The sequence below is a fragment of the Lysinibacillus sp. NPDC056232 genome (genome assembly GCF_042267565.1).
Classification (GTDB): domain Bacteria; phylum Bacillota; class Bacilli; order Bacillales_A; family Planococcaceae; genus Lysinibacillus.
On sequence record NZ_JBHJTF010000082.1, the window covers coordinates 1 to 5,482 of the forward strand.

A 5,482-nucleotide genomic window follows, 5' to 3' on the forward strand; every position below is an offset into this window, starting at 1 on the left:
TCCCTCCTTCTCCGCCATTGGCCCGTTGGTCAAGTGGTTAAGACACCGCCCTTTCACGGCGGTAACACGGGTTCGAATCCCGTACGGGTCATACTAAAATGCAGTAGATGTAAAATACATCTACTGTTTTTTTTGTATAAGGATAGCTTTTAAGATTCTAATAATTGCTTTAAACGATTATGATTAGTAGAAATGTATACTACATATTCTCGTAGAAAACTTAAGTAACTATAAGGAAACGTCTACTCATTTTGGGTAGACGTTTTGCTCTTTACGCTCTTAATAGCATTCTTTCAAGTGAGCTACGTGCTTCTTCAGCAGTGTGAGCATCTACTTGAATACGATTATGTGGCTGCCCCTTTTGTATACTTTCTAAAGACCAAAGTAGATGGGGAAGGTCAATACGATTCATTGTAAGACAAGGACAGAAGTTCTCATTTAAAGAGATAATCTGCTTATCAGGGTGCTGCTTGATCAGACGATTTACGAGATTCATTTCAGTACCGATTGCCCATGCTGAATTTCTCGGTGCTTTATTAATCGTATCAATAATGTATTTTGTAGAACCTGCATCATCTGCAGCAGCAACAACTTCACGACTACATTCAGGATGAACAATGATACGCATATTTGGATGAACTTTACGTATAAGCTCGGTATGCTGAACCGTAAAGCCTTCGTGTACAGAGCAGTGTCCCTTCCATAAGATGACTTGAATGTTTTCTGGGGACTGATCAGTTTCAAGCCTATTTGTATGAGGATTCCAAACGGCCATATTTTCAAGAGGTATTCCTAAATCGTACGCAGTATTTCTACCTAAATGTTGATCTGGTAAAAAGAAAATACGTTGTTTTTGCGTAAATGCCCATTCAACCATTTCTTTTGCATTAGACGATGTTACGCAGGCTCCACCATGTCGTCCCGTAAATGCTTTAATGGCAGCAGTAGAATTGACATATGTTAGTGGGATAATGGTATCGCCAAAGAGTTTCTGTAAAATTGGCCATGCTTGTTCTGTTTGATAAATGTCGGCCATATCTGCCATTGAACAGCCTGCACGCATATCAGGTAAATAAACATGCTGCTGTTCAGTTGTAAGCATATCAGCTGTTTCTGCCATAAAGTGTACGCCACAAAATACTATATGTTCAGCTTCCTTGTTAGCTGCTGATAATTGAGCAAGTTGCAAGGAATCCCCTGTTGCATCTGCAAATTGAATCACTTCATCTTTTTGATAATGATGCCCAGGGATGAATAGCTTACTACCTAATTTCTTTTTTATGGTTAGAATGCGAGATTCCATGTCATGTTTAGATAATGCACGATAATGCTCAGGTAGTAGTGACGTTTGTTGTAATAAACTAGTGATGGACAATGGAATTAGCTCCTTTCGTTTGTACAAGTGCACTAATGTCAAAGGCTTTTACTGAATGTGTTAGCGCTCCGAGTGAAATCCATTGAATACCTGTTTCAGCATAGATATTTAAGTTATGAAGTGAAATGCCGCCTGAAGCTTCTGTAGCAATATGTGGGGGAACTGCTGGGAGCCATTCACGTATTTCTTCAGGGCTACGATTATCAAACATAATGATATCTGCACCGGCTGCAATTGCTTCATCTAATTGTGCTTTTGTTTCGATTTCGACTTCGATTTTAATGGTGTGACCGATTTTCTCACGGGCTGCATGTACGGCCTTGGTAATACTACCTGCAAAAGCAATATGATTATCCTTTAGCATGATCGCATCGTATAATCCATTGCGATGGTTATAGGCGCCTCCGATTCTAACAGCATATTTATCTAACATACGCATTCCAGGCATTGTTTTGCGCGTATCGCATATTTTCGCATTAGTACCTGCTGTTTCTCGCACCGCTAAATTTGTAGCTGTAGCAATAGCAGACATACGCTGGATAAGATTCAAAATTACACGCTCCCCCATTAATAACTTTTGAAGAGGTCCTTGAATAATAGCAAGAACATCCCCGGCATTTACTTTGTCACCATCTTTTCTATAAAGGATAATATCCATAGACCGATCAAGAAGAAGAAATCCATGCTTAATGATGGGGGCTCCACAAAAAATGCCACTTTCCTTCGCATAAAAAGAAAAAGATCCCTGCTGTTCTGGAGAAAAAATAAATTCACTCGATAAATCCCCATCGCCTATATCCTCATTAAAAAATTGTTTTAGCAATTCCTCGAGTTTGATGATATTCATATAATGAATTCCTCACTTTCATCTGTCCTTGTTGAAAAATGACCCAGCGGTTTGCCCACCGATGATCATTTTGTGGTTTGTCAATGCGAATATGTGCCCCGCGAGTTTCTTTTCGTGTAATAGCTGCGTGTGCCATTAATGTAGCGACAATATGCATCATGTAAAGTTCAAGTTCCTGTCGATTCAAGCCATCTAAATCAACATGTAGAAGTGTTTGTATAGAGGGCAATTGTTGTACGAATTGTTCCATATCGATCGGATTTCGCACAATGCCTAATGTGTGCATCATCATTTGTCGTAATTGATCTTTCGTCAATAATGATGGCATTGTTTGTTGGTGATGTTTGTCATCAATTAAGAAACTATTTTGCTTGCAACCTGTTTGAATAATGTAATGGGCTGTTCTTTGTCCAAACGTAATGCCTTCTAAAAGAGAGTTACTAGCTAAACGATTGGCACCATGCACCCCAGTACAAGCAACTTCTCCAATTGCATATAAATTAGGAATAGATGTTCTTCCTTTGTCATCAGCAACAACACCACCCATTAAGAAATGGCTACCTGGTGCTACAGGAATTAATCCATCTTGTAAATTAATATGATTGTCATAGCAAAGCTGAGCAATCGTAGGGAATCTTTCTTCAAAGTGTTCGATACTTGAAATATCAATAAAAGTTTCTTGCCCGGTAGCACGTTTATTAAATAATGCATGTGCTGTAACATGGCGTGGTGCCAAGTCCAGTTGTTTATGCACGCCTTTCATTATGGGATGACGATGCGCATCGACAAAAATTCCTCCGTCGCCACGAACAGCTTCAGAGATTAATCCTTTGGCCTGGCCTCCACACCAAAGTAAGCTTGGATGGAATTGCATAAATTCCATATCACTGATGGCAGCTCCTGAACGATATGCTAATGCGATACCATCGCCAGTATTCGTAGCAAAGTTAGACGTACAAGAATAAAGAGCTCCTGCACCTCCTGTCGCGAGAATGACGTGGTGGGCAAGGTAGCGCTTCGTTCCCTTTGCTCCTTTTGTTAGAACGCCAACGCAATCTCCATTTGTATTTAATAAAAGCTCGTAAGCCATCTCATAACAATTCACAACGATATTAGATGTGAGTTGATTGAGCAAATAATCTATCATTATTTGGCCAGTACGATCACCACCAGCATGTAAAATACGGTGATGACTATGTGCTCCCTCTAAGCCTAGAGCGGGGGACCCATCAACTTGTCGATCAACTGGGAAGCCCTCATTTAATAAATTACGCATAATTTCTGTACCGTTTTCTATTAGTACTTCAACATTCCTTCTTTCATGATGATATTCACCAGCAGTCAACGTATCAGCAATGTGAAGCTTTGGATGATCTTCTTGACTTGTAACGGCAGCAATACCGCCTTGAGCACGATAAGAACTACTCATTTTAACTGAACACTTTGTAACAAGCTGTACTTGAAAATGTTCTTCGAGAAGCCGAGCAGTTTGAAGTGCAGCAATGCCGCTACCAATAATAAGTACATCTGTCTTTACATCCATACATATACCTTCTTTACAGTTGTCTTGACACCTATCTTTGCATAAAATAAAAAAGAAAACAAGACCGAATGAATTAGAAAGGAAGAATAAGATGATTTATATGGATTACGCTGCAACCGCTCCAATGACTCCAAAGGCTCTTAAAGTCTATTGTGAGGTAGCAAAGCAGTATTATGGAAATAGTGCAAGCTTACATGATCTAGGAGGGCAAGCACATTATTTTGTTGAACAAGCGAGAGCTGTTGTAGCAAAATCTCTTGGAGTAAACAGTGATGGTGTGATTTTTACTGGAAGCGGAACGGAGGGTAATTTAATTTCGATTTTGTCATTAGCTTTAGCTTCAAATAAAGGGAAGCACATTATTTCATCACAAGCTGAACATACATCCGTACATGCGGCTTTAAATACACTTGAAAAAATGGGTTTTATGGTCACAAAGTTACCCTTACTGCAAGATGGCTGTATTCATGTAGAGCAACTACGAGAAGTAATTCAAGAAGATACGGCTTTAATCACTATTCAACATGTAAATTCAGAGATAGGTTCTATTCAACCTATAGAAGAAATTGCCGAAATTGCTAAACAATCAAATGTGCTCCTACACGTCGATTGTGTACAATCCTTTTGTAAAATTCCGTTAAAACAGCAGGTAGATGCTATTACTGTTTCAGCCCATAAAATAGGTGGGCCAAAAGGATGTGGAGCTATATATATGAATCCTGAGCTCCGTGTTCCTGCATTAGCACCAGGTGTCACACATGAGCGTGGGTTAAGAGGAGGAACCCTAGATACTCCAGCTATTGTCTCTTTTGCTACGGCGATTGAAGATTATCAATATGAGCGTCAGCATTATGAAGCATTACGTCGATACTTTAAGGGAAATTTACCGGAAACGTGTCAGATCATTGAGTGTAAGGATCAATTGCCTAATATTTGTGGTGTGTTGATGAAAAGAGTAGAAGGTCAATACGTTTTGTTAAAATTAAACGAAGCGGGGATATGTATTTCTACAGGAAGTGCCTGTGATATTCATAGTGAATCTGGTACAAAAGCGATTTTATCAATGGATTATTCTATGGAAGCGGCTCGTCAATTTTTTAGAATATCCTTCGGCCCAGCAACAACATTTGAAGAAATTGATCGATTACAAATGGCTCTTTCTGTTATTTAACTTCTTTAGCAAATGTTTTTGGTAACGAAAGTGCAATGCCAGTTACAGATGTTTTCGGTAACGTAAACGAAGCGTCAGAAATGTTCTTTCACCTGAGCAGTAAATTTAAAGTTTAATATGATTGAGGGTAAGACGAAACCTGAAAACTATAATTAAATAATTTTGAAATGATAAATTAACAGGTATATTAATGAATCTATAAATAGTTTTTGGCTTATATTTTGCTTTTTTAGTTGATTGTAACGAAGGGCTACTCTGATTGATCCTGTCGTAGATTAAAGATTCCTGCGAAAAGCGAAGTGTCTCGACAGTCGGAGAGGAGTAGCTCATATTGGAAATCAGTGTTTTTTAATGAATTAAAATGATGATTTGTCAAATTAAGTGCAACAATTGCTCATTAAAAGCCTCGTTTGCAGTTTTCCAACCAAGACATTTTCTTGGTCGGTTGTTTATATAGTTTAATGATTCTGTTAGTTCTTCTGGTGATACTTCTTCGAAATTTGTTTGCTTAGGGAAGAATTCTCGAAGTAATCCATTCCCATTTTC

5 protein-coding genes and 1 tRNA gene are annotated in these 5,482 nt (G+C 38.7%); 2 read left to right on the top strand and 4 right to left on the bottom strand.

Annotated elements, in window-relative coordinates; all coding sequences use genetic code 11:
* Nucleotides 1–19: 19 nt before the first annotated feature.
* Nucleotides 20–91: transfer RNA gene (locus ACFCYJ_RS27165), tRNA-Glu, on the top strand.
* Nucleotides 92–271: 180 nt separating this feature from the next.
* Here ACFCYJ_RS27165 and nadA read toward each other — a convergent pair.
* Genes nadA through nadB form a run of 3 tightly spaced genes read right to left on the bottom strand, consistent with a single transcriptional unit; the run spans nt 272 to nt 3,765 of the window.
* Nucleotides 272–1,375 (bottom strand): quinolinate synthase NadA, encoded by a 1,104-nt coding sequence (gene nadA, locus ACFCYJ_RS27170; RefSeq protein ID WP_376079051.1) that lies wholly within the window; start codon nt 1,373–1,375, stop codon nt 272–274.
* Nucleotides 1,362–2,222: a carboxylating nicotinate-nucleotide diphosphorylase gene (nadC, locus tag ACFCYJ_RS27175; RefSeq protein WP_376079053.1), complete on the bottom strand. Its 861-nt coding sequence runs from the start codon at nt 2,220–2,222 to the stop codon at nt 1,362–1,364. Before nadC ends, nadA begins: the two co-directional genes overlap by 14 nt.
* Nucleotides 2,179–3,765 (bottom strand): L-aspartate oxidase, encoded by a 1,587-nt coding sequence (nadB, locus tag ACFCYJ_RS27180; RefSeq protein WP_376079055.1) that lies wholly within the window; start codon nt 3,763–3,765, stop codon nt 2,179–2,181. Before nadB ends, nadC begins: the two co-directional genes overlap by 44 nt.
* Nucleotides 3,766–3,865: 100 nt before the next feature.
* Here nadB and ACFCYJ_RS27185 point away from each other — a divergent pair, with 100 nt between their 5' ends.
* Nucleotides 3,866–4,936: a cysteine desulfurase family protein gene (locus ACFCYJ_RS27185; RefSeq protein ID WP_376079057.1), complete on the top strand. Its 1,071-nt coding sequence runs from the start codon at nt 3,866–3,868 to the stop codon at nt 4,934–4,936.
* Nucleotides 4,937–5,308: 372 nt separating this feature from the next.
* On the opposite strand, the gene ACFCYJ_RS27190 is transcribed toward ACFCYJ_RS27185, so the two are convergent.
* Nucleotides 5,309–5,482, bottom strand: a 174-nt coding sequence (locus ACFCYJ_RS27190; protein WP_376079059.1) for a transposase, incomplete at its 5' end; no start/stop codon positions are given.